At 74.0% G+C, this 22645-nt stretch carries 17 protein-coding genes; 14 read left to right on the forward strand and 3 right to left on the reverse strand.

Features of this window, described 5'->3' with window-relative positions; translation table 11 throughout:
- Window positions 1-362: 362 nt before the first annotated feature.
- Window positions 363-3446 (reverse strand): DEAD/DEAH box helicase, encoded by a 3084-nt coding sequence (locus WMF31_RS25695; protein WP_436604469.1) that lies wholly within the window; start codon window positions 3444-3446, stop codon window positions 363-365.
- Between the two features lie 774 nt (window positions 3447-4220).
- Between WMF31_RS25695 and WMF31_RS25700 the strand changes: the two genes are divergently transcribed.
- The 11 genes from WMF31_RS25700 to WMF31_RS25750 all read left to right on the forward strand — a co-directional run bounded on the left by WMF31_RS25700 (window position 4221) and on the right by WMF31_RS25750 (window position 16250).
- Window positions 4221-5252: a hypothetical protein gene (locus WMF31_RS25700; RefSeq protein ID WP_436604470.1), complete on the forward strand. Its 1032-nt coding sequence runs from the start codon at window positions 4221-4223 to the stop codon at window positions 5250-5252.
- Window positions 5253-5819: 567 nt separating this feature from the next.
- Complete coding sequence (locus WMF31_RS25705; protein ID WP_436604471.1) at window positions 5820-6317, forward strand: hypothetical protein; 498 nt, start codon at window positions 5820-5822, stop codon at window positions 6315-6317.
- Window positions 6318-6635: 318 nt separating this feature from the next.
- Complete coding sequence (locus tag WMF31_RS25710) at window positions 6636-7634, forward strand: hypothetical protein (RefSeq protein WP_436604472.1); 999 nt, start codon at window positions 6636-6638, stop codon at window positions 7632-7634.
- A gap of 74 nt (window positions 7635-7708) precedes the next feature.
- On the forward strand, window positions 7709-9019 hold the full coding sequence (locus tag WMF31_RS25715; protein ID WP_436604473.1) for an RNA polymerase sigma factor: 1311 nt from the start codon (window positions 7709-7711) through the stop codon (window positions 9017-9019).
- Between the two features lie 186 nt (window positions 9020-9205).
- A complete protein-coding gene (locus WMF31_RS25720; RefSeq protein WP_436604474.1) occupies window positions 9206-9916 on the forward strand; it encodes an RNA polymerase sigma factor in 711 nt (236 codons plus the stop codon).
- A gap of 198 nt (window positions 9917-10114) precedes the next feature.
- Window positions 10115-11182, forward strand: a complete 1068-nt coding sequence (locus WMF31_RS25725; protein WP_436606599.1) for a 3-deoxy-7-phosphoheptulonate synthase — start codon at window positions 10115-10117, stop codon at window positions 11180-11182.
- A 135-nt stretch (window positions 11183-11317) separates the two neighbouring features.
- Window positions 11318-11656 (forward strand): antibiotic biosynthesis monooxygenase family protein, encoded by a 339-nt coding sequence (locus tag WMF31_RS25730; protein WP_436604475.1) that lies wholly within the window; start codon window positions 11318-11320, stop codon window positions 11654-11656.
- A 49-nt stretch (window positions 11657-11705) separates the two neighbouring features.
- A complete protein-coding gene (locus WMF31_RS25735) occupies window positions 11706-13070 on the forward strand; it encodes a hemolysin family protein (RefSeq protein WP_436604476.1) in 1365 nt (454 codons plus the stop codon).
- A gap of 26 nt (window positions 13071-13096) precedes the next feature.
- Window positions 13097-13363, forward strand: coding sequence for a hypothetical protein (locus WMF31_RS25740; RefSeq protein ID WP_436604477.1), 267 nt, complete (start codon window positions 13097-13099; stop codon window positions 13361-13363).
- A gap of 92 nt (window positions 13364-13455) precedes the next feature.
- Window positions 13456-15246, forward strand: coding sequence for an MXAN_6577-like cysteine-rich protein (locus tag WMF31_RS25745; protein ID WP_436604478.1), 1791 nt, complete (start codon window positions 13456-13458; stop codon window positions 15244-15246).
- Window positions 15247-15296: 50 nt separating this feature from the next.
- On the forward strand, window positions 15297-16250 hold the full coding sequence (locus WMF31_RS25750) for an alpha/beta fold hydrolase (RefSeq protein WP_436604479.1): 954 nt from the start codon (window positions 15297-15299) through the stop codon (window positions 16248-16250).
- A gap of 31 nt (window positions 16251-16281) precedes the next feature.
- On the opposite strand, the gene WMF31_RS25755 is transcribed toward WMF31_RS25750, so the two are convergent.
- Window positions 16282-17019: a YqjF family protein gene (locus WMF31_RS25755; protein WP_436604480.1), complete on the reverse strand. Its 738-nt coding sequence runs from the start codon at window positions 17017-17019 to the stop codon at window positions 16282-16284.
- Between the two features lie 98 nt (window positions 17020-17117).
- On the opposite strand from WMF31_RS25755, the gene dhaK reads away from it, so the two are divergent.
- From dhaK to ptsP, 3 genes are read left to right on the forward strand one after another with little or no spacing between them, the layout of a single operon-like run.
- A complete protein-coding gene (gene dhaK, locus WMF31_RS25760) occupies window positions 17118-18119 on the forward strand; it encodes a dihydroxyacetone kinase subunit DhaK (protein WP_436604481.1) in 1002 nt (333 codons plus the stop codon).
- A 3-nt stretch (window positions 18120-18122) separates the two neighbouring features.
- On the forward strand, window positions 18123-18806 hold the full coding sequence (dhaL, locus tag WMF31_RS25765) for a dihydroxyacetone kinase subunit DhaL (protein ID WP_436604482.1): 684 nt from the start codon (window positions 18123-18125) through the stop codon (window positions 18804-18806).
- Complete coding sequence (gene ptsP / locus WMF31_RS25770) at window positions 18803-21388, forward strand: phosphoenolpyruvate--protein phosphotransferase (RefSeq protein WP_436604483.1); 2586 nt, start codon at window positions 18803-18805, stop codon at window positions 21386-21388. Before dhaL ends, ptsP begins: the two co-directional genes overlap by 4 nt.
- Before the next feature lie 9 nt (window positions 21389-21397).
- Here ptsP and wecB read toward each other — a convergent pair whose 3' ends face one another.
- Window positions 21398-22516, reverse strand: coding sequence for a non-hydrolyzing UDP-N-acetylglucosamine 2-epimerase (gene wecB / locus WMF31_RS25775; protein WP_436604484.1), 1119 nt, complete (start codon window positions 22514-22516; stop codon window positions 21398-21400).
- Window positions 22517-22645: the final 129 nt, after the last annotated feature.

Genomic DNA, 22645 nt, shown 5'->3' on the forward strand with positions numbered 1-22645 from the left:
GTGAATTGCCGGAAACTCCGGGGACGGACAACCGGCAGCCAAGGCTGGCATGGAGGCCCTCCTCTCCTGGAGGCCAAGGGGCTGGCAAGGTTCAGAGACTAGGATCCGAGCGAAAGCGGTAACGATCCCACGAGCGCCCGACGTCTCTCGAAGACGATGAGATAGTCCGTTCTACCGCCATAATCCGAAGTTTCAAGAAACGGTAGAGGCCGGGGATAAAGAGCCCCGGCGATAACAACGTCCCAGCGGCTAAAGTAGAACCTCGGTCGTCCTGGTCCACTCCGGGCCGCCGCTCGCGGGGCGCCCTCCTCGGTCCGGCGATTCCCTGGTCGCTCGCGCTACCTTCGCGCATTGACTGAACCTTAGCCCAGCAGCGCGAGCAGATCCTCCCGTGTCAGCGAGACCGCCCGGTCCGCCTCGCCCAGCGCGGCGCCCGCGATCGCGCGCTTCTGCTCCTGGAGCGCGAGGATCCCCTCCTCCACCGTGTCCTTCGCCACCAGCCGATGGACCAGCACCGGACGATCCTGCCCGATCCGGTGCGCCCGATCGGCCGCCTGATCCTCGACCGCCGGGTTCCACCAGGGGTCGAGCAGGAACACGTGATCCGCCGCGGTCAGGTTCAGGCCGGTGCCGCCCGCCTTGAGCGAGATGAGCATCACCGGAGGCCCGCCCGCCGACTGGAACGCCCCCACCACCCCGGCGCGGTCGCGCGTCGCGCCGTCGAGGCGCACGAACGAGATCGCCGCGGCGGTGAGGTGCGGCTCGACCAGATCGAGCAGCGACGTCCACTGCGAGAACACGAGCGCCTTGTGCCCGTCCGCCACGCACTCCTCCAGCGCCTCGAGCAGCCGGGTCACCTTCGACGAGGGCGCGGTCCGCGGCGCCCTCGCCGCGCCCGCCTCCGCAGGACCGGCGCCGGAGCCCGGGATCAGCGCCGGATGACAGGCCGCCTGGCGCAGGCGGAGCAGCGCCTCCAGCGCCGCCATGACGCTCGCGCCCGCCGCGAGCTTCGCCACCACGTCCTTGCGGGTGGCCGCGCGCACCGCCTCGTACACCTCGCGCTCGGCCTCCTCGAGCTCGCAGTAGAGCACCGTATCCGAGCGGGGCGGCAGCTCGGGCGCCACCTCGCGCTTCATCCGCCGCAGCACGAACGGGCGGATCCTCTGCCGCAGCTCGGCCGCCGCGCCCGCCGCGCCGTCCGCGATCGGGCGGCCGTAGCGCTCCTGGAACGCGCCGCGCCCGCCGAGCAGGCCGCGGTTCGTGAAATGGAGCAGGCTCCACAGCTCCTCGAGGCGGTTCTCGACCGGCGTGCCGCTCAGCGCGATGCGCAGCTCGGCGCGCAGCGCGTACGCCGCCCGCGCCGCCTGGCTGTCCGGGTTCTTGATCGCCTGCGCCTCGTCGAGCACCACCACGTCCCAGGCCTGCGCCGCGAGCCGCTCGACGTCGTTGCGGAGCACGGCGTACGTCGTCAGCGTGACGTCGGCCGCGGGATCGAGCGCGCGCTTCGACCCGTGGTAGATCGCGTGCCGGAGGCCCGGCCGGAACCGCCGGATCTCGTCGGCCCAGTTGTGCACGACGCTGCGCGGGCAGACGACGAGCGTCCGCCCGCGCACCGCGCAGAGCGTCTGCAGCGTCTTGCCGAGGCCCATGTCGTCGGCGAGCACCCCCCCGAGGCCGGCGTCGCGCAGGAACGACAGCCAGTCGACCCCGCGGCGCTGGTACGGGCGCAGCGTCGCGGTCAGGTCGGCCGGCAGCGGCGCCTCGGGGAGCGACGCGAAGCCGTCGAGGAGCGGCATCAACCTGTCGAACCCCGACGGGCGCGGGAGCTCGAGCTCGTCGCACAGCGCGGCCAGCGCCGGCAGCGCCGCGGGCGGCACCTCCTTGTCGTCGCGCCGCGCCGCGAGCAGGTCGGCGACGCGCGCCCCGTACCTCTCGAGCCACGCCGCGGGCAGCGGCGCCCAGCCGCCGCCGAGCAGCGGCACGAGCGGCAAGCCGTCCTGCCACGCCCGGATCACGGCCGCGGCGTCCGCGCGCCTCGGGGGCGCGGCGGAGCCCTCGCCGCCCTCGCCCTCCCCGTCGCCCTCCGGCCCCGCCGAGAGCTCGAACTCGACGTCGAAGGCGCGATCGCGGATGACGAAGCGCGGCGCGAGCTCGGCCCTGCCGAAGAGCTCGCCGCGGGCGCCCTCGAAGGCGCGCGCGTCCCACGCCTCGAGGCGCGAGGCGAAGCGGATCGCCTCGGCGCCGTCGAAGTCGACCCGGCGGCCCGGGATCAGGTGCAGCTCGTCGCGCAGCCGGGCGAGCAGCTCGCGCTCCGCGGCCTCGTCGCGGATGGGCACGGGGCCGGACAGGTGCACGAGCCGCCCGTTCTCGATGCGCGCCTCCGGCGGATCGCCGTACACGAGGGTGGGGACGACCGAGAGCGTGTGGTCCTTCTGGCTGAGATCGAGCTGGATCCGCGGCCGGGACGCGCCGCCCGCGCGGGGCAGCCGCTGGCTCAGGATCGTGACCGGGACGCGCTTCTTCAGCTCCGGCAGGACCTGGGTCACGAGCTTGCCGAGATCCCCGCGCGAGAACCCCCGCCGGAGCGGCAGCCGCTCGAGCTTCGGGCCCGTGAGGTCCGTCTCCCGGAGCAGGTGCAGCGTGTCGCCGCAGCGGACGACCCCCGACGCGATGACCTCGTCGATGCGCGGATCCCGCTCGACGACGAGCACCACGCCGTCGTCGTGATCCCGCACCGCCGCGCGGGGGCCGATCGCCTCGCTCGAGACGCGGATGGGCGCGCCGTCGAGCTCCACGTCGGCGGCGCCGGCCAGCGCGGCGAAGAGCTCGGGCTGGCGGTCCGAGGGGAAATAGCCGTGCTGCTTCTGGCCCACGAGCCGGTCCACCGCGAGGTCCTCGTGGGTCGGGTAGAGCTCGGGCAGCCTCGGCCCGGGCCGCTCGGCGCTCACGGGCCCCCTCGCGCCGCGCCCGGCGAGGCTGGCGAGCGAGACCCGGAGCGGCTCCTCGGCGCCGCTCGCGAGCACGATCATCCGCTCGAGCGCGAGCACGAGGCCCTTGCGCCGGAGCCGGTACCGCAGCCGCGCGGCCCGAGCGGCAGGCCCGGCCGGGGCGCTCCCCTGCGCGGCCGGCTGGCCCTGCGCCTGCCCCGCCGGCGCGGGCTGCCCCTGCGCGCCCTGGGCGGCCGGCTGCGAGAGCGAGATGGCCGCCGCGACGGCGTGGGCGCAGGGGTCGACCTTCCCGCCGCAGTCGCAGGTCCACTCGGCGTCCGCGGGGTAGAGGGTGACGGTGGGCGCGACGGGCTGCCCCGCCGCCTTGACGCGGATCACGACGGCATCGTCGCGGTCCTCGCGGCCGAAGGCGGCGCCCTCGCGGGCGAGCTTCACCCCCTGGGACCAGAGGCCCGGGAGACAGGCTTTGCGGATGGCTTCGAGAAGACCCTGCTGCACTGAGACTCCAGACGCCGGCGCCCGGTCCCCGGGAGAACGCGTGCTCGCGCTCTCCTGGCCGGCACCGTTCTTGAAGATGGTCACGGTTCACGGGAACGGAGAGGGCGGGGAGAGTATCAGGCGTCTCCCCCCGCCGCCTCGTGTTCCGGTTTTCCGAGAGCGCGCCCCGGCCGAGCGGAGCGCTGCTCTAGCAGGAATTTGCCGACGCGCGGCCGACGCGGCGAGATCCACCGACGCGCCAGGTGCCCGCGATGGCGCGCCGCGAGGTCCATCCAGCGCGGCGCAAGGCTCGGCCCGCGCTCGAGGATCGGCCCGCACTCGAACCGGTCCTGCCAGCCGCGATCGACCGCTTTCCACAGGCCGGACAAGACGGACGGAAGCCTGACGGCGCCGGCGCCGTCGGGGGCACCGCCGCGCTCACCGCGCTCACCGGGAGACCGCCGCGCTCACCGCGCTCACCGGGAGACCGCGCGATGACCCGGACCGCGCGTTGCCGCCGAGCGTGTCGCAAGGGCGCCTCGCCGCCGAGGCGTGGAGGATTGGCCCCCCTGGGCGATGCACAGCGGATCATCGTTTCGTTCAGAGCAGCTCCACGGCTGCCCCGCACCTCGCAGGCAAACGCCATCCTCCGCCACATTTGTTTAGAATTCACGGCGCCAGATCGGAATGCAGTCCACTGACCATTTTCTGGATTCGGGAGGCTCGTTTTCGCCGAAGGGCGCTGGATCTGTAGTAAGGCAAGCGACGCGAGCTTGCGCTTGACAAGGAGGTCTCATGAAGGCGCCCCATCTCGCCCTTGTCTTGGTCCTCATCGCGTGCGTGGGCGGCTGCGGGATCACCGGCGGCATCGATTTCCTGTCGTGCGAACAGCAGTGCAGCGGCGATCCCGACCCGGCGGCGTGCATGGCCCGGTGCGGTGCGTGCAGCGGGGAGTGCGTCTCCCGACCTCCCGAAGGCTTCGCCGGCCCTGCCCTGCTCTGGTACGGGACGATCATGGATCTGCCTTCATGCCCTGACAGCGCCCCCACCCTCGTATTCCAGGGCTACACCGATCCCAACGACGTCATGGGGTGCGAGCGGTGCACGTGCGGCACGCCGCGCTGCGTGGAGCGTGACGACCTCATCGTCACCACCCCGCCGCTGACCCCTGAAACGACGCCCGCGCCTGGCCACACCCCGGGCAGCGCGAACAGCGTTTGCCCGGGGCCTGGCCCGTGCCTGCTGAACGGGAACTACCCGCTCTTCCCTCGAGAGGCCAAGGTCGGCTGGTGCGATCCCATCGTCGAGAGCCCTCCGGTGCCGCGCCTCATTTTCTCGCCGTGGTCGCGCATCGGGAGGGCATGCCGGGGCGTGATCCGGGAAGATACCTGTGGAAACGATACGTCGCAGACATGCGCACCGGTGGAACACACGTACGGCTTCTCGCAATGCATCATGCACCTCGGGGAGGGAGAGGTGAGCTGCCCGCAGGACTATCCGGAAAAGCTCGTGCTCTTCGGCAAGAGGCGCGACGAGCGCAGATGCACGCCGTGCACGTGCGGCCCTCCCACACGCGACGTGTGTGCGCCTTGGGTCCCGTCCCACCGGATCGAGGCGATCGACGGCGCGCTCGCCCTCCGCACGGCGCCGCACGCAGACGCCACCCCCCCCCTGCCGCCGGTCGAGGTGCCTCGCCCGTCCAAGGGGACCATCTTGCCAGCCCCGGACCTCGGGAGCTGCGAGCCGGGTGGTGGCAAGGTGGTGGGAGAGATCAAGCTCTTGGAGCCGAGCACCTTCTGCTGCACGACACGTCCAGGCAAGAAATGAAGTGACAGGCCCGGACAGGCCCCCTGGACGCCCGGAGCGTCGCAAACTCCGGCAAATCCTGACGCAGATCAGGCGCAGCCAGTGCACCAGGACATGGGCGCAGGCAGTGACGGGCCGGAGAATCTGTCCGGTAAAAATCTCTCGACCGAGAGAATTTAGAAGGCCGAAACGGAATGCACTTCTCCGGCGTCCGCATGGGCACACAAAAAGCTTTACGTGCGCTCCAAAGTCAGTATCTACAGGATCACGACGTGGGAGCGGCGACATCGGGCCCACCTCCGCCGCACGGTAGGGGTACAGTGAGGGGGGACTCAGGGTATCCCACGGGCGCCGGAGACGTTGAGGAGGGGGGCACATGACGGGGGATGGCGGCCGGACGGGACGCAGCGGGGCGCTTCGGTTCATGGTGTTCAGTCCGCGTCGCGCGGCAGAGATGCCACCCTAACCGGCACGCCGATGCTACGCGCCGGTTGCGCCGCCGCGCTCGCTGTCTCGATGGCAACGACCCCGGTGCACGCTGATATGCCTCGGTCTGAACCTCGACGGAAGACGCATGAGCAAGACGACATGTTGCGCGGCGAGATCTCCGCGGCCCCGTTGCTCGCGATGGGCCTCTTGCCGGCGCTCGGCGGAGGGGCCTCGTTCGGCACGAGGTTCCGCTGGACCAGCATGTCGCTCGGCCTCGAGGCGCGCATGCTCACGTCCATGGCCGATACCTTCGCGGACGGCGTCCTGGTCCATGCGAGCCTCGCGATGCCGGCGCTCGACGTCTGCGGACATCGCGCGTCGCTGTCGCTGTGCGCTGTGTTCAGCGCCGGCGAGCTGCGGATCACGAGCGACCCCGGGGTCAGCGTTCAATCGCACAGGCCCTGGATCAGCGCGGTGGGCATGCGGGTCAGCGGAGACTGGCTCTTCTCCGAGCACCTCTCGCTGCGCGGGTTCGCCGAGCTGCACGCCCACTATAGCCGCCCGTCCGTCTGGGTGAATCACCGCGAGGTATGGCAGCTCCCGCCGCTCACCGGGGTGGTCGGCGTGGGGCTCGTGCTCCCCGTGGGATGCTTGTAGTGGAGGCACTCCGGCCGCTCCTCGAAGGGAGCGCGGCCGCTCCGGAGGTGATCCGGACCTGGACGAGCGGGGCATCACGCCGCGATGGGCACCATGTCAGCAACACCAGCGACGAACGCCGGGGCGAGCGGGGCGACGCCGGGACGCTCGTGGCGGCGGCCGCAGGCGTGGGGGATGCGGCACCTCGCGGGCTCCCCGGAGGGGCGGATGGGCAGGCGAGCCACCCGAGGGGCTCGCCGGAACGCCCCCCCCGGAGGTGAGCCCCCGAGGTGCCGCATCCCCCACGCCTGCGTCGTCGCGCTAGCGGCGGTCCTCCTCTTGCCCTGGCGCGCCGGCGCCGCGCCGCCACGGGTCGCGGTGCAGCTCCAGTACCAGCGCGCTCCGGGGGCCGAGCACTGTCCGCGCGAACGGCTGTTGCGGGAGGAGCTGGCCCAGCGGCTCGGCTATGATCCGGTGGAGCCCGAGGCCGATGTGGCGATCAAGGCCCTTGTGTTCCGGGGGCCGGACAGGGAGATGCACGCCACCCTGGACCTCCATGACGCGGCCGGCGTCGTCACCTGGTCGCGGCACCTGGTCGTCTACAACAACGACTGTCGGGAGCTCGTCCTGAACATGGCGCTCTCGCTCCGCGTCGCGATCGACCCGACGCTGCGCGTGCAGCCCGCGCCCCCCTCGCGCCCGGCGCCGGCCCCGTTGCCCGACGCGCCCGCGCCCCCCCCGGACGCTCCGCCCGAGGAGCCTCCGCGCCCCGCGTGGCCCAAGCTCAAGGCCGGCCTCGACGGGTTCGTGTCGCACGGGATACTGCAGGAGACGAGCGCGGGGCCGGCGCTCAGCATCGCGCTCCGCTACCCGTCGTTCTCGCTCGGCCTGGAGGGCCGCTTCGATCTGCCCGTCACGTTCCGCGTCGACGGCACGGCCAGGGTCTCGACCTGGCTCGCCGCGGCGAACGTGGTGCCGTGCGCGCAGGTCCACCGCCTCTTCGCCTGCGGCTTCGTGTCGTTCGGATCGATGAGCAGCTCCAGCCCCGACCTCGAGCTCACCACCGAGGCTCCCTCGTTCTGGCTCGCGCTCGGCCCGCGCGCCGGGCTGGAAATGCCACTATCCGAGCAGATCGGCGTCCAGCTCTACGGAGACATCGTGATCCGGGCCACGCCGGTCATCCTCACGCACACGAGCAACGGCACGGAGCGCGCGCTCTGGGAGGCGCCCTCGCTCGGAGGGCGCTTCGGGCTCCGTCTGGTCGTCAATCTCTCTGCGCTGCGCGGGGCGCCCGCGCAGCGCGCTGCCCTTGTCCGGAGCACGAGGGCGCCGCGTTGAGCGGCGACGCGACGGCAACGTCGCCTCGCCCGAGGGGGGAAGAGATGGGGTCACCGTCACGCAAGAGCACAGCCATGGAGCCTTCCCACGCGATGATGGAGGACATCGCCGACGAGCACTTTGCGTTCATCGCCCGCTACCTCGCCCGCCTCGGCGTCCGCGCGCAGGACGTCGAGGATGTCGCCCAGGAGGTGCTCGCGGGCGCGTACCGCGCGCTGCCGCGCTACGATCCGAGCCGGGGCAGCGTGCGCTCGTGGCTCATGGGCATCGCCACCCACCAGGCGTCGAACCATTTCCGGCGGGCGCACCGCCGGCGCGAGCGGCTCCGTTCGCTCGACGAGCTCGCGGCGGTGCCCGACGCCACGCCCGACTCCGAGCAGCGCGTGATCGCGAGGGACCGACGCTGCGTGCTCGACCAGCTGCTCGAGGAGGTGCCGCTGGAGCGCCGCTTCGTGTTCGTCGCCCACGAGATCGAGGGGCTCGACATGGCCGAGATCGCGGAGCAGCTCGCGATCCCGCTGAGCACCGCGTGGAGCCGGCACCGGCTCGCCTGGGCCGACCTCAATGCGGCGATGCGGCGGTGGCAGGCGCGGCAGCGCGGCCGCGGGCTCGCGGTCGTGCCCATCAGCGTCAGCGCGCTGGTGCACGAGGCGCGCGCGGATCGCGAGGTGGGGCGCTCGCTGCTCGCGAGGCTCTGGCGCTGGATCATCGAGGCGCTCTCGCCGCGCAGGCTCGCCATCACGGGCGGCGTGGCCTCGAGCGCCGGCGTGGCGAGCGCGCTGAACACCGCCGCGGGCGCCGCGATCACGCTCGCGGGCGTGGCGCTCACGCTCGCGGGCGCGGCGCTGGCCGTCGCGCTCGTCCTCGGCGCGCTGCGCGACGCCCCGAGCCCGGCCCCTGACGACCAGGCGACGGCCACGCCGTCCGCGGGCGCGGCGCTGCCCCCCGGCGCGGCGCCGTCCGCGGGCGCGGCGCTGCCCCCCGGCGCGGCGCCGTCCGCGGGCGCGGCGCTGCTTCCGGGCGCCGCTCTGGCGGCGGACGCTCCGCCGGACGGCGGGAGGGCCGCCGCCGCGGGCGCCGGGGCCGGGGCCTCGCGGGCGGACGGCGCCGCGCCCCCCGCGCAGCGGCCCGCGACGCAAAGAGCCGGACGCGCTCCCTCCCCCCCCTCGCCCGCGGCCGCCACGCACCGCAAGCTCGCCTCGGATGATCGGGAGATGGCCGCGGAGCGCGCCCTCATCGACGGCGCGATCCTGGCGCTCTCGAACGACCGTTACGCGGAGGCGGACAGCCTCCTGGTCGCGCATGAACGGCGCTTCCCGGCAGGCCGCCTCACCGCGGAGCGGAACGCGACCCTGCGCGCGCTCCGCGCCAGGGCGGCGCGCTGATCGCACCGACGCCGCGGGGTCACCCCGGCGCTCCGGACGTCCACGGCGCTCCCGCACGGGGACATCGTCAGTCACGCGCGCACAGAATATCTTTTTTCATCAGTCGATTGCTTTTTTTGAGATGGGGGCTCGGCTGCTCCTAATTGAGCGAGCATGGGACAACCGCACCGCGCTTCCGCTCCGTCGATGCCGCTGGATAAACAGCGCGCCTTTGTCAGGCTCTTCCGGGGAAAGACCTACGCCTCCGTCTGGAACTGGCTCCGGCGGCTCGGGGTCCCGCGCCGCGATCGACGAGATATCCTCCAGGATGTGTTCCTCGCGGGATATCAGAGCTTTCCCACCTACGACCCGCTGCGCGCCCGGCCGGAGCGGTGGCTCAACCGCATCACGGTCCACGTGGCCGCCCATTACCGCGACCGGGCGCACCACCGGCGCGAGGAGCTGTCGTCCGGCGGGGGGCCGCGCGTGGCCGACGAGCGCCCCAACGCCGAGGAGCAGATCGGCGCGGAGCAGACTCGCTCGCTCGTCCTGTCGCGGCTCCGCTCGCTGCAGGCCGAAGAGCAGATGATCCTCGTCGAGCACGACATCGAGGGTATCCCCATGGCGATGGTCGCCGAGCAGCACGGGATCCCCCTCTCGACGGCGTACAAGTGGCGCGCACGTGCGCTCACCTCGCTGCGCGCGCTCATGGAGGAGCCCCGCGCGGAGCGAAAGCGCCGGCGATCACCGCGCCCGGGGGCGCGTGACGCCGGGGGACGGGGCCCGCGGCCGGCCGCGCCGGTCGCGCGCGCTGCCGGCCCGGCGCGGCCCGCGGCGCCGGGCCGACCGCCCCCGAGCAGTCCCCCGCGCTCCCGGAGGGCCGGCGCGGAGCAGGCCAGCGCGCCGGGGAGCGCGTGAGCGGTTGCGCCCCGAAGGGCCGGGATGCGGGCGCGCGAGCTCCCCGGCACCGGCCCTCGGACCAGCCTCCACGGCCGCTCTCCGCAGCCCGGACGCCGACAAGCTCAAATATTCAGCTAGACTGGAAGCCGGACCCCTTCCGTCCCACGCGCAGGTAGTCGGGGCATATCGCGTCGCGCTATGCTGGATCTCCCAACGATGTACTACTCGACCGACGACCTTCGTATTGCGGGGCTCAGGCCCTTGATTCCCCCTGCCATCCTTATCGAGGAGATCCCCGTCAGCCCCTCGGCCTCCGAGACCGTGACGTTCTCCCGCAAGGAGGCCGAGCGCGTGATCACGGGCGACGACGACCGGCTGCTCGTGGTGGTGGGCCCCTGCTCCATCCACGACCCCAAGGCGGCGCTGGAGTACGCCGAGCGGCTCCGGGAGGCGCGCGATCGGCTGAGCGACGATCTGCTCGTGGTCATGCGCGTCTATTTCGAGAAGCCGCGCACCACGGTCGGCTGGAAAGGGCTCATCAACGACCCGAATCTCGACGGGAGCTTCTCCATCAACAAGGGGCTCCGCGTCGCCCGCGGCCTGCTCCGCGACATCGCCGAGCTCGGCCTCGCGAGCGGCACCGAGTTCCTCGACACGATCACGCCCCAGTTCATCGCCGATCTCATCGCCTGGGGGGCGATCGGCGCGCGCACGACCGAGAGCCAGGTGCACCGCGAGCTCGCCTCCGGGCTCTCGTGCCCCGTGGGCTTCAAGAACAGCACCGAGGGGGACGTCCAGATCGCGGTCGACGCGGTGCGGGCGGCGCGCGAGGCGCATCATTTCCTGTCCGTGACCAAGCAGGGGATCTCGGCGATCGTGGCGACGCGCGGCAACGCGGCGTGCCACGTGATCCTGCGCGGGTCGCAGCGCGGGCCCAACTACTCGGCCGAGCACGTCCGGGAGGCGGCCGACCGCCTGACCAAGGCGAGCCTGCCGCGCCGGCTGATGGTCGACTGCAGCCACGGCAACAGCCAGAAGGATCCGTCGCGCCAGCGGCTCGTGGCCGAGAGCCTCGCCGAGCAGCTGCGCGCCGGCTCGCGCGACATCCTCGGCGTGATGATCGAGAGCCACCTCGTCGGCGGCCGGCAGGATCTCGCGCCGGGCAAGGCCCCCACCTACGGCCAGAGCATCACCGACGCGTGCCTCGGCTGGAGCGACACGGTGCCCGTGCTCGAGCTCCTGGCCCAGGCCGTGCGAGCCCGGCGCGCCAGCAAGGCCGCCTGAGCCGTCCGCGCCGCCGCGCGCCGTGGACGGGCGGCGGCGGACGCCCGGCGGCGGGCGGCGGCGGCGGACGAGGGGCGCCCTCCGCCCCGCCACGCCCGCCGGGCTGCGAGGCCCCGGGTGCGGCATCATGGGGGCATGCGATTCCCCTGCCCCGATCTCGAACCTCCCTACTACGCCGTCATCTTCACCTCGCGCCGGACGCCGGGAGACGGCGGCTACGACGCGATGGGCGAGCGCATGGAGGCGCTCGCCCGCGAGCAGCCGGGCTACCTCGGGATCGAGAGCGTGCGCGCGGCCGACGGCCACGGGATCACGGTCTCGTACTGGCGCGACCTGGAGTCGATCCGCGCGTGGCGCCGGCACGAGGAGCACCGCGCAGCGCAGGCGCGCGGGCGCGCGGACTGGTACGAGGCGTACGAGGTGCGCGTCTGCCGCGTCGAGCGCGAGCACGGCTTCGACCGGCAGCGCGCGTGAGCCGGCCTCTCGCCCGGCATCCTCGTCGCCTCTGCCGCGCCGGGGGGCGATGCGCTATGCACCCGAAGACCCAGGGAGGGACATCATTTTCTCGGAGATCCTCATCATCCTGGCCCTCGTGCTGGTGAACGGCGTCTTCGCGGGCGCCGAGATCGCGGTCGTCACGCTCCGCAAGACGCGGCTCGAGCAGCTCGTGCAGTCGGGGAGCCGGAGCGCGCGCGCCGTGAGGCGCCTCCGGGACAACCCGGAGCGGTTCCTCGCCACCGTGCAGATCGGCATCACCGTCGTCGGCGCGACCGCCAGCGCCTTCGGCGGCTCGACCCTGGCCCAGGAGCTCGCGCCGGTGCTCCGCGCCGTCCCGTGGATCGAGGACGCGGCGGACGAGCTCGCCCTGGCCGCGGTCGTCGCGCTCGTCTCCTTCCTGTCGCTGGTCCTCGGCGAGCTCGTGCCCAAGTCGCTCGCGCTCCGCGGCGCCGAGCGGTACGCGCTGCTGGTCGGCCCGCCGCTCCGCGGGCTGTCGTCGCTCGCCCGCCCGCTCGTGTGGCTACTCACGGCGAGCTCGAACCTGGTGCTGAGGCTCTTCGGCGATCGCACGAACTTCGTCGAGGCGCGCATCTCGCCCGAGGAGATCCAGCAGATCGTCGACGAGGCCACGGAGTCGGGCACGGTCGACCGGCGCGCCGGCGAGATCGCCTCCCGGGCCCTCGATTTCGCCGAGCTCACCGCGCTCCAGGTGATGCTCCCGCGGGCCCGCGTCGTCTCGCTGCCGCGCGACGCGACCGCGGAGGAGGTCCGGCGCGTGACGCTGGAGCACGGCCACACGCGCATGCCCGTCCACGAGGGGTCGGTCGACGACGTGATCGGCTACGTCACGATGAAGGACGTGCTCGAGCTGCTCTGGAGCGACGGGCGGTTCTCGCTCGAGAGCATCCTCCGCCCCGCGTATTTCGTGGTCGAGTCGATGCTGGCCGTCGAGCTCCTCGCCGAGATGAAGCGGCGGAGGCTCCAGCTCGCCGTCGTCATCGACGAGCAGGGCGGCATGAGCGGCATCGTCACGATGGAGGACCTCGTCGAGGAGCTCGTCGGCGAGATCTTCGCCGAGCACGAGACGCTCCCCGAGGAGACCATCCGCCGCGAGCCGGACGGGTCGGCGCTCGTGCAAGGCGACATGCCGATCCACGAGGTGAGCCGGCAGCTCGACGTCGAGCTGCCGGAGGACGATCGCTGGTCCACGGTCGCCGGCCTGTGCATGGGGCTCGCCCGGCGCATCCCGGCCCCCGGCGACGTGCTGACGACGCCGGGCGGCGCGGAGCTCCACATCGTGGACGCGAGCCCTCGGCAGATCCGCACGGTGCGCATCCGCCTCCCGCCCGGCGAGCCCGGCGGGGCGGAGGACGAGGCGCGCCGCGACTGAAGCGCTCGCCCCCCTCGTCCCCGGTGATGGATCGGATCGGCGGCGGGAACGAGCTCGTGCTCGCAGCGGTCGGCGCCATGATGCGCATGTCCGAGGAGGGCGCCCGTGGGATCGTGGTGTGCGACGGGGAGCGACATCTGGGCCTCACCCAAGACGCCATCGCCGAGGCGCTGACGCGGATCCTGTTCCTGCCGGCGCCGAAGCAGGACGGCGCAGCGTCGCCCGCAGGGGCGCGCGCGGAGGCCGCGGTCGAGACGGGCGCCGGCGCGATCTGCGCGCGCGGCAAGCATTGACAGCCTGGAAGGCCATGGGCGTATCCTGCCAGGTAGTCTCTCGTTACTACCCCCGTACCCCCGTCGCCGGCATCTCTGCCGAGGGAAGGCTCATGGAAAAGCTCAGATCGCGCTTCCGGCTCGCGCCGACGTACACCCTGCTCTGCCTCGCCGCGGCGGTGCTCGCCCCCGCGTGCTCGGGCGGCGGCGCCACGACGAACGAATGCATGTCTCCAACCACGCGGTGCGACAGCGGCTGCGTCGACCTGAGCGCGGACGCGAGCAACTGCGGTCAATGCGGCAACGCGTGCGCGACCGGGGAGACCTGCAGCGAGGGCGCCTGCGTCGCGGGCTGCGAGGACGGCCAGACGGCGTGCGGCGGTGAGTGCGTCGACACCGGGACCAGCGCGGCGCACTGCGGCGAGTGCGGCAACGCCTGCGAGGACGGCCAGATCTGCGAGGACGGCGCGTGCCAGGACGCCGCCTGCGAGGACGGGCGCACCCGGTGCGGCGACGCCTGCGTCGACGTCGAGGCCGACGCCGCGCACTGCGGCGAGTGCGACAACGCCTGCGAGGACGGCCAGACCTGCGAGGACGGCACGTGCGTGGTCGCCGCCTGCGAGGACGGGCTCACGGCGTGCGGCGACGCCTGCGTCGATCTCCAGACCGACGCCGCGCACTGCGGCGAGTGCGGCACCGCGTGCGGCGCGGACCAGACCTGCGTGGCCGGCGCGTGCGAGGGCGGCTGCGGCTCCGGGCTCACGGCGTGCGGCGACGCCTGCATCGATGCCCAGTCGGACGAGGCGAACTGCGGCGGGTGCGGGGTCGAGTGCAGCTCCCTGGAGGTCTGCCAGACCGGGGCGTGTGCGTGCACCGTGAGCCCAGGGGCGGACCTCGGCGACGTCGTGCCGCAGGTCGTGAACAACACGACGGTCGGCGCGGCGAGCACGTTCGCGCCCTCGTGCGTGGCGACGAGCTCGAGCGAGCGCGTCTACATGTTCACCGCGCGGACCGCGGGCCGCTACTCCTTCGACACCAGCGCCTCCACCTTCAACACCGTCGTCGCCCTGCTCGACGCCACCGGCTGCTCCGAGATCGCCTGCAACGCGGACCCGGGCGCGGCGCGCGTCTCGCGCGATCTCGCCGAAGGCCAGACCGTCTACGTCGTGGTCGACGGCGCGGACGGGGAGACGGGCGCCTTCCAGCTCAGCGTGACCCGCGAGAGCGAGCCGAGCTGCCCGGCGGGCGAGCTCTCCGGCACGACGCCGCAGACGATCACCGGCAGCACGCGCGGCCGGCCGAACAGCGTGTCGCCGACCCAGGTGGAGGGCTGCCTGGCCACGGAGAGCCGTGACTCGGCCTACACGTTCACGGCGCAGTTCGCCGGCGACTACACCTTCGATACGTACGGCTCCACGTTCGACACGGTGCTCCACGTGCACGACGCCACCTGCCGGGGGGCGCAGATCGCGTGCAACGACGACGACGAGGTGCGCTTCACCGAGCAGTCGGAGCTCACGGTGACGCTCGCCGCGAACCAGACCGTGGTGGTGGTGGTCGACGGCAACGGACCGGAGGATTTCGGCGACTTCACGCTCACCGTGCGCAGCCACGTCGAGCTGGTGTGCGACGACTCGGGCGTCTGCGGCGACGGCACCTCGGGGTGCGTGCAGTGCGCGTTCGCGGGCAACTGCAAGGACGAGCTCGCGGCCTGCACCAACCGACCCAACTGCGACAGCTACGTGAGCTGCTTCCGCACGTGCAACAAGGACCAGGCCTGCGAGCAAGCCTGCAGGGAGGGGGATCCGGAGAGCGCCGCGATCTTCGACGCGGCCCTCGCCTGCGCCTACTGCGACGAGTGCCGGAACTCTTGCGGCGGCACCACCGAGGTCGTGTGCCCCTGACCGAGGGCGCGAAATAGAAGCGCTGCGCCGCGCGTGGTACGAACGCGCGGATGCAGCGCATCTTCCACGGTCATTTCTGGACGATCGCTCCCTGGCTCAGGCACCAGCTCCGCGCTCCCGCGCTCACGCCGTCGTCGCCCTTCTCGGTGCATGTGGAGGAGTCCCCTGCCGGGCCCGTCCGGCTGCTCGGCAGGATCCGCCACCGGGAGGGCGCGCGCGCGATCCTCGTCGTGATCCACGGGCTCGGCGGCACGAGCGAGAGCTACTACATGATCGAGGCCGCCCGGCGGGCGGAGGGCGCGGGGCTCGCCTGCCTGCGCCTCAACCTGCGCGGCGCCGGGGGCGACGGGGACGACCTCTACCACGCCGGCCTGTTCTCCGATCTCCACGCGGCCATCGCCTCCCCGGAGCTCGGCCGGTACGAGCGCGTGCTCGTCCTCGGTTACTCGCTGGGCGGGCACATCGCCCTCCGCTACGCCGCCTCGGGCTCGCTCGACGCGCGCGTCCGCGCCGTGGCCGCGATCTGCCCGCCGCTCGATCTCGAGCGATCCGTGACCGCCATCGATCAGCCCGGCCGCTGGGTGTACCGCAGGCACGTGCTGTCGGGCCTCAAGGAGATGTACGCCGCCGTGGCGTCGCGCCGCGCCGTGCCCCTGCCCGTCGGCGAGGCGCTCGCGATCCGCACGATCCGCGAGTGGGATCGCCGCATCATGACGCGCCGGTTCGGCTTCCAGAGCCCCGAGGCGTACTACGCGAGCGAGAGCGCCGCCCCGCGCCTCCGCGATCTCTCCGTCCCGTCGTTGCTCGTCGCGACGGAGGCGGATCCCATGGTGCCGCTCGACACGGTGCGCCCGGCGCTCGAGGCCTACCCGCCCTCGCCGCTGCTCGACATCCGGTGGCTCCGGCTCGGCGGCCACGTGGGCTTTCCGCAGACGCTGAGCCTCGGGTTCGGGGCCGCTCCGGGCCTGGAGTCCCAGGTCATCCACTGGCTGCTGCGGCGCTGAGCGCGCCGAGCCCCCGCGCTCGCGCCTCGCCTCACCCCCTCGGCGCGACAGGCCGGAGCGCGTACACATCCACGTCCACCCCCGGGCTGTACAGCACGTGCGGCGCCCCGTCGGGCGCGGGCAGGCCGGCCGCGGCCACGACGCTCTCCTCCACGTGGAGCACCTCGGCCCGGTGGAGCGGATACGGCACGTGGTGCACCTGCCCGATCTTGAGCCCACGCCCGCTCGCGGCGAAGAGCAGGTACCGCTCGGCCAGGAAATGCTCGAGCGTCCCCGGCGCCGCGGCGCCGATGGGCGCGCCGACCCGATAGCGCGCCGCGAAGCGCGCGGGCACGGGGCCGGGCCAGCGCCGCTCGCTGCGATAATGGACCTCGCCGCCCCGCGTCTCGAGATCCATCGAGGCGTGGTGATAGGGCAGGTGCCAGCCGGCCCGCGCCACGAGGACCGCGAGCGCCTTGGCCGCGTCGAGGCTGAAGAACCACACCCCCGGATCCCGACCGCCCCGGTGCACGTAGGTGCGGACGTTGAGCTCGTGAAAGTTCGAGATCCCCGGCACGCTGGGCGACCACCAGGGGCTGACGTCCCGCATGGTGAAGGCGACGACGCCGACGTAAGCCCTGCCCTCGAAGGTGTCGAGATCGAGCTCGGGCGGGACGACGGCGCGCAGGGCCGCGAGCGGCGTCTCCCAGTGGAGGAAGAGGAGGTCTCTCCAGCGCTGGAAGCCCGCCGGGCGGCCCGAGGGGCGGAGCATGGGAGCGAGTCGATCCATGGCGCCCGCAGCGTAGGACAGCGCCGCGGAAAGATCCCCCCTCGCGGCCGGCGACGGCATGGGGATATCCTTCGCGCCGCAGCCGAGCGGAGGGCAGGATGAAGAAGCTCATCAATGCGCCGGAGGATCTGGTCAGGGAGGCGCTCGAGGGCATGGCGCTGGCCCACGGCGATCTCATCCGGGTGAACGCCGCGCCCCTCTTCATCACGCGCGCCGAGGCGAAGGGGACAGGCAAGGTCGCCCTCGTCTCGGGCGGCGGCAGCGGTCACGAGCCGATGCACGGCGGCTTCGTCGGGCGCGGCATGCTCGACGCCGCCTGCCCCGGCGCGGTGTTCACGAGCCCGACGCCCGATCCGATCGCCGAGGCGACGCGGGCCGTCGACGCCGGGGCCGGCGTGCTCCACATCATCAAGAACTACACCGGCGATGTCATGAACTTCGAAATGGCCGCCGAGCTCGCGCGCGAGGCGGGCATCGCCGTCGAGGGCGTGATCGTGAACGACGATGTGGCGGTCGAGGACAGCCTCTACACCGCGGGGCGGCGCGGGGTCGGGACGACCGTGCTCGCCGAGAAGATCTGCGGCGGGGCCGCCGAGGCGGGGCGGCCGCTCGACGAGGTCGCGGCGCTGTGCCGGCGCGTCAACGCGGCGGGCCGCAGCATGGGCGTCGCGCTCTCCGCCTGCACCGTGCCGCACGCCGGCAAGCCGTCGTTCGAGCTCGGCCCGGACGAGATGGAGGTCGGCATCGGCATCCACGGCGAGCCCGGCCGGCGACGCGAGCGGCTCGAGCCCGCCGACCGGGTGGCCGAGATCCTGATGCGACCCCTCCTCGAGGACCTGCCGTTCCGGCGGGGCGACGACGTGCTCCTGTTCATCAACGGCATGGGCGGGACGCCGCTCATCGAGCTCTACGTCGTCTACCGCAAGGCGCACGCGATCGCGCGCGAGCACGGCCTCCGGGTCGCCCGCAGCCTCGTCGGGCCCTACGTCACGTCGCTCGAGATGGCCGGCGTCTCGGCGACGCTCCTCCGGCTCGACGACGAGATGCTCCGCTACTGGGACGCGCCGGTGCACACGGCGGCGCTGCGCTGGGGAGCCTGAGCCATGCAGGGACTGAGCGGCGATCGCGTCGCGGCCTGGCTCGAGCGGGCGGCCGACGTGCTGGAGCGCGAGAAGATGTACCTGACGGAGCTCGACGCGGCGATCGGCGACAGCGACCACGGGATCAACATGGCGCGCGGCTTCACGGCGGTGCGCGCCCGGCTCGGCGGCCTCGACCGCGGCGACGTGGGCGCGCTCCTCAAGGAGGTGGGGATGATCCTGCTGTCGACCGTCGGCGGGGCGAGCGGGCCGCTCTACGGCACGCTGTTCCGCGAGGCCGGCCTCCGCGCGGCCGGCGCCGGCGAGCTCGACCTCGCGGCCCTGGCGAGCTGCCTCGAGGCGGGCCTCGACGGCGTGAAGCGCCGCGGCAAGGCGTCGCCCGGCGACAAGACGATGGTCGACGCGCTCGGCCCCGCGGTCGACGCGCTCAAGGCCGCCCTCCACGAGCCGCCCGCGGCGGCCGGGCAGGCGCCGCCGCCCTCGGGGGCAGACGGACGCGTGTCGCTCGCCGAGGCGCTCGCCCGTGCCGCGGAGGCGGCGCGGGCCGGGGCCGAGGCGACCGTGCCGCTCGTCGCCCGCAAGGGCCGGGCGAGCTACCTCGGGGAGCGCAGCGCCGGGCACCAGGACCCCGGCGCCACGTCCTGCTGGCTCTTGCTGCGGAGCCTGGCCGCGACGGCCGACGCATGAGCGCCGCGGCGAGCCGCGTCGGGCTCGTCCTGGTCTCGCACAGCCGCGCGCTCGCCGAGGCCACCGTCGCCCTGGCTCGCCAGATGACCGGCGATGCGGTCGCCATCGCCTGCGCGGCGGGCGCCGGCGAGGGGGGCGCCGAGCTCGGCACCGACGCGGTCGCCATCGCCGCGGCGATCGAGCGCGTGTGCGGGCCGGCCGGCGCGGTCGTGCTCATGGACCTCGGCAGCGCGATCCTGAGCGCCGAGACGGCGCTCGAGCTGGTCGATCCGTCGCTCGCCGCGCGCACGCGCCTCACCGGCGGGCCGCTCGTGGAGGGCACCGTCGCCGCAGCCGTGCGGGCGGCGTCGGGGGGCGCGCTCGATCAGGTCGCCGCCGAGGCGCGGCGGGCGCTCGCCGCCAAGGCGGCGCAGCTCGGCGAGGCCGCGCCCCCTGCCGGCGCGGCGGACGCGCCCGCGCCGGCTGCTCCGCTCGCCGGAGCGCCGGTCGCTGCGTTCGCCGCGCCGGCCGCGCCGCTCGCGGCGACGCCGGCCGCGCCGCTCGCAGCGACGCCGGCCGCTCCGCCCGCTCCGCCCGCCGCGCCGGCCGCTCCGTTCGCCGCGGCCGCTCCATTCGCCTCGGCGGACGTCACGCTCGCCGATCCGAGCGGCCTGCACGCCCGCCCGGCGGCGCAGCTCGTCGCGCGCGCGGCGTCGTTCGACGCGGCGATCACCGTCGAGAACCTGACCTCCGGCCTCGGCCCGGTGCCGGCCTCGAGCCTGATCGCGCTCTCGTCGCTCGGCGCGCGCCGCGGCGACGTGCTGCGCCTGCGCGCGACCGGGCGCGAGGCCGCCGACGCGGTTGCGGCCCTCGCGGCCCTCGCGGCCCTCCCGGGCCGCGAGGCGGCGGAGGGCCCCCCGGCGGCGCGCGCCGTGTCGGGCCGCGCCATCCCCGTCGCGCCGGGCATCGCGCTCGGCCCGCTGGTCCGGCTGACGCGCTCGCTCCCGCCGATCCCCGAGGCCGCGATCGACGACCCTCCGGCCGAGGTCGAGCGGCTGCGGCGCGCGCTCGCGCAGGCGGCGCAGGACCTCGGCAGCGCGCTGCGCGGCAGCGACATCCTGGAGGCCCACCAGGCGCTGCTCGCCGATCCGGCCCTCGTGGGCGCGGCGGTGGAGCGCATCGAGCGGGACCGCTGCACCGCCGCCTGGGCGTTCGGCCAGGCGATCGAGGCCGCGGTGTCGATCTACCAGCAGCTCGACGACCCCTACCTGCGGGCGCGCGAGGCGGACGTCCGCGACGTGGGCGACGCCGTGCTGCGCGCCCTGCTCGGCGGCGCCGCGGCCGCGCTGCCGGAGGGGCCGCCGGCCATCGTCGTGGCCGACGACCTCACGCCGTCGGAGGCCGCGCGGCTCGACGCGTCGCGGGTGCTCGGCGTCATCGACCGCCGCGGCGGCCCCACGTCGCACGCCGCGATCCTGCTGCGCGGCGCCGGCATCCCCGCGGTCGCCGGGGCCGCGGCGCTGGTGCCGGAGGCGGGCGGCGCGCAGGCGGCCCTCGACGGCGCGACCGGCGAGATCTGGCTCGATCCCGACCCCCGGACCGCGGAGGAGCTCGCGCGGCGGCAGGCGGCCTCCCGCGCGGCGCGGGGGCGGCCGCGCGCCCGCGCCGGCCGCGTGCGCCTCGCGTGCGGCCGCGAGATCGAGCTCTGGGCGAACGTGGCCGGGCTCTCCGACGCCCGCGCCGCGCGGGAGGCCGGCGCCCTGGGCATCGGGCTCCTGCGCACCGAGATGCTGTTCCTCGACCGCAGGGAGGCGCCCGGCGAGGACGAGCAGGCCGACCTGCTCGCGCAGATCTTCGCGGTCTTCGCCGGCGCGCCGATCGTGGTCCGCACGCTCGACGCCGGCGGCGACAAGGCGCTCGCCTACCTCGATCTCGAGGCCGAGGCGAACCCCAGCCTGGGCGTGCGCGGCGTGCGCCTGTCGCTCGAGCGGCCGGCCCTGCTCGAGGCGCAGCTCCGCGCGATCCTGGTCGCGGCGCGCGGCCACGACGTCCGCGTGATGGTCCCCATGGTCTCCACGGCCGCCGAGGTGACCGCGGCGCGCGCCGCGCTCGAGCGCGCGCACGAGGCGCTCGACGCCGCCGGGAGGCCGCACCTCTGGCCCGTGCCCGCGGGCATCATGGTCGAGGTGCCGGCGGCGGCGCTGATGGCCGAGCGCCTGGCGCGGCGGGCCGACTTCTTCAGCGTCGGGACGAACGATCTGACGCAGTACACGCTCGCGGCCGAGCGCGGCCACCCGCGGCTGCACGCGCTCGCGGACCCGGCGCACCCTGCGGTGCTCCGGCTCGTGCGCGCCGTGGTCGAGGCGGGGCACGCCGCGGCTCGGCCGGTCTCGGTGTGCGGCGAGGCCGCGGGCGATCCGCAGGTCGCGCCGCTCCTGGCCGGCCTCGGGGTCACCCGGCTCAGCATGTGCGCGTCCGCGTTCGACGCGGTGGAGGACGCCCTCGCCGCGGCCTCGTTCGCGGCGCTCGCCGCCGCGGCCGAGGAAGCGCTCGCCGTGGACGACGCCGCGTCGGCCCGCGCGGCGGCGCGACGGCCCGGCTGACCGCCCGGCTCAGGCGCGCGGCCCGGCCGTCTTCGGCGGCGGATCGCCCGCGAGGAACGCCTCCAGCGCGTCCGCGATGCGCTCGCCGGTCTTGCCGTCCCACCCCTCGGGCACCGTGCCCCGCTTGCCGCGGCCCGCGAGGATGGCGTCGACCTCGCGCGCGATGAGCGCGGCGTCGAGCCCCACGACGGTGTTGGTCCCCTGCGTCACGGTGATGGGCCGCTCGGTGCCTTGGCGCATCGTGAGGCACGGGATCCCGAGCGCGGTCGTCTCTTCCTGGATGCCGCCGGAGTCGGTCGCGACGAGCAGCGCGTTGCCCATCACGGTCACGAAATCGTCGTACCCGAGCGGATCCATGATCCGGAGCCCGCTCGTGTCCCGGAGCCGCCCCGACAGCCCGAACGCCTCGGCGCGCGCGACCGTGCGCGGGTGCACGGGGAACACCGTGGGCAGGCGCTGCGCGATGGCGGCGAGCGCGTCGAGCGTCTCGGAGAGCCGCTCGGCGCTGTCCACGTTCGCCGGGCGGTGGAGCGTGGCGATCGCGTACTTCTTCGGCTCGAGGCCGAAGCGCGCGAGCGCGTCGGTCTGCCGCTTGAGGGCGTAGTGGACCGAGTCGATCATCACGTTGCCGACGAACCGGATGCGCTCGGGGGGGACGCCCTCGGCGAGCAGGTTGGGGTGCGCGTCGTGAGAGGGCGTGAGCAGCAGATCGGAGAGCTGGTCGGTGAGGACGCGGTTGATCTCCTCGGGCATGGTCCAGTCGCGCGAGCGCAGCCCGGCCTCGACGTGGACGACCGGGATGCCGAGCTTCGCCGCCGCGAGCGCGCCGGCGAGCGTGCTCGTCACGTCCCCGACCACGACGACCACCCTGGGCCGGTGCGCGATGAGGTCCGCCTCGGCGCCGACGAGGACCGCCGCCGTCTGCTCGGCGTGCGAGCCGCCGCCCGCCTTCAGCATGTGATCGGGGGTGGGCAGCCCGAGGTCCCGGAAGAACACGTCGCTCATCGTGGGATCGAAGTGCTGACCCGTGTGAAGGAGCCGCATCGGGAGGCCGCGCGCCTCGAGGGCGCGGCAGATGGGGGCGAGCTTCATGAAATTCGGGCGCGTCGCGGCGACGAGGTAGATCATGTCGACCGAGGAGCATGCCGCGGCCCGCGACGGGGTACCAGCGCGTTGTGGGGCGCGCGCCACACGGGGAGCGCGAGCCGCGCCCCGGCGCGGGGCGCGCTGGCCATCCGCCGACGCGGGGACGTGCGC

Origin of the sequence: Sorangium sp. So ce1036, assembly GCF_051369805.1 — a bacterium.
Taxonomy (GTDB): Bacteria; Myxococcota_A; Polyangia; order Polyangiales; family Polyangiaceae; genus Sorangium; species Sorangium cellulosum_F.